Origin of the sequence: Noviherbaspirillum denitrificans (assembly GCF_002211445.1) — a bacterium.
Lineage (GTDB): Bacteria > Pseudomonadota > Gammaproteobacteria > Burkholderiales > Burkholderiaceae_D > Noviherbaspirillum > Noviherbaspirillum denitrificans.
In genome coordinates, this window is sequence record NZ_LSTO01000001.1 from 1,226,654 (window position 1) to 1,228,288 (window position 1,635).

The 1,635-nt window shown below is 55.9% G+C and carries 2 protein-coding genes; one reads left to right on the plus strand and one right to left on the minus strand.

Annotation, left to right across the window (positions count from 1 at the left end; translation table 11 throughout):
• Positions 1 to 20: 20 nt before the first annotated feature.
• Entirely contained in the window at positions 21 to 644 is a 624-nt protein-coding gene (locus AYR66_RS06095) for a phosphatase PAP2 family protein (RefSeq protein WP_088706785.1), read from the minus strand.
• Between the two features lie 474 nt (positions 645 to 1,118).
• Here AYR66_RS06095 and AYR66_RS06100 point away from each other — a divergent pair, with 474 nt between their 5' ends.
• A complete protein-coding gene (locus AYR66_RS06100; protein WP_420093089.1) occupies positions 1,119 to 1,370 on the plus strand; it encodes a hypothetical protein in 252 nt (83 codons plus the stop codon).
• Positions 1,371 to 1,635: the final 265 nt, after the last annotated feature.

Genomic DNA, 1,635 nt, shown 5'->3' on the forward strand with positions numbered 1-1,635 from the left:
TCCTCGCGAATGGACGGTTTCTAGAATTCCTTGTGCCACCCCACAGTGAGTCCGTGCGGCAATATTGCCGCGGTAAATGGCAGCCTGAACGAATGCGCATAGTAGCCGGTCGCTGTGCCGATTGCCCATTCCGCAACCACGTCAGATTGCCAATGACCGCGCGTTTTCATTCGGGCCACCGCGTCATAGAGCGGCAACAGTTCCAATGCCCACACCGCCGGGTGGTCTTCCCGGTATTCGAGCACGAACGGCATGACAATTGAGCTGACGGCTGTCACTTCCCCGCTGGGGAAGCTGCGCCCATTGTGCTGGAACCATTGATTGGGATCATCCGTCTGGCTTGGACGCAAACGGCGGGTGGTAAGGTTGAGAACGGCGTAGCCTGCCCCGCCCATGATGGATGAATCCACCGATTGCCAGAAGGTCGTTCCGAGGCGGGAGTCAGTCCCTTCCCATAGGGCGCCTGCGATCTCGCCGCCTATCATGACCCCGACCAATGCCTTCTGGTTGCTGCGTTTCCAGATGCCAGAGTTGTCGTAGTTCAGCCGCGAATCGATGCCAAACGGTCCACCACCAGCCCACGCAGTGCCTGTGCAAATCATGGTCACGATTCCACACGATGCGAGCAATGTCTTTAGATTCATGGCTTCCTCCCCCTGGTTTTGAAATCACGACCCTGCATTTGGCCGATGGACATGGCGTGGCTGCACTAGTGTGTAGCGGGCCGAACCTGTAGATAAGCTGACAAAGCGCCAATTCCGCTCGCCTGAATCGCTGGTTAGAAGGCTTGAAACCAAGTAAATGCGTGACGTGAGCGTGCCATCGCGATAGCAGAATGGCAATTTGGCAATCGCCTCGGTGTCGTTGGGGATCAAATAAGGAACTGCTGTCCAGACTGCGTGCCAGATGGTATGGCGGCACAGTTTAGTCGTCTCATGGATCAGCAAGCCGCTGTTGGCCTTCCTGCGGAACAGCGCTGCGGCCCCCTTAACATGCCAGCTGAAAGATGATGGATAGTTCTACACGCGAAGCGTACGCAAAGGTTCCCGAGGGGACCCTGATGTTCTGGATCATCAAGATTGCTGCTACTTACTACCTTGGGGGAAACGGCAGGCGACATGGTCACGATGTCGATGCACCTAGGCTATCTTGTTGGCACCGCGATATTCCTGGCGGTTCTCGCCGGTGCCGTGATGTTCCAGATTCATGCCGTGTGCTTTCACCCTTACCTGTTCTGGCTCGTGATTGTGGCGACCACGACCGCCGGAACGACTTTTACCGACTCTTTCGACCGCTCCCTGGGGATCGGCTATATCGGCGGTGCATCGACTTTGTTCATATTGCTGCTGGCGTCGTTGGCAATCCGGTAGCGGGCGCTCGGGTCCGTCTCGATCAGCCATTTGGATTTGCGCAGAGCCGAGACATTGTTGACGTTCACTGAAAATTGACCCACTTTCCGCAGTAGTTTTCATCCAAATTTGACCCACGTGATTCAATCGCCTGCTCAATAAATGGGCAGGAGGACGAGGAGTGATCACAGTGGGCATGTTTGCCAAGATCAGGCGGATGCATTTCCGCGAGAAGCTCTCCATACGAGAGATCGAACGGCGCACGAATCTGTCGCGCAATACGATC

Excerpts from the sequence above, each read along its gene's own strand:
- AYR66_RS06095 (WP_088706785.1), bottom strand. The coding sequence starts at position 644 with ATGAATCTAAAGACATTGCTCGCATCGTGTGGAATCGTGACCATGATT.
- AYR66_RS06100 (WP_420093089.1), top strand. The coding sequence starts at position 1,119 with ATGGTCACGATGTCGATGCACCTAGGCTATCTTGTTGGCACCGCGATA.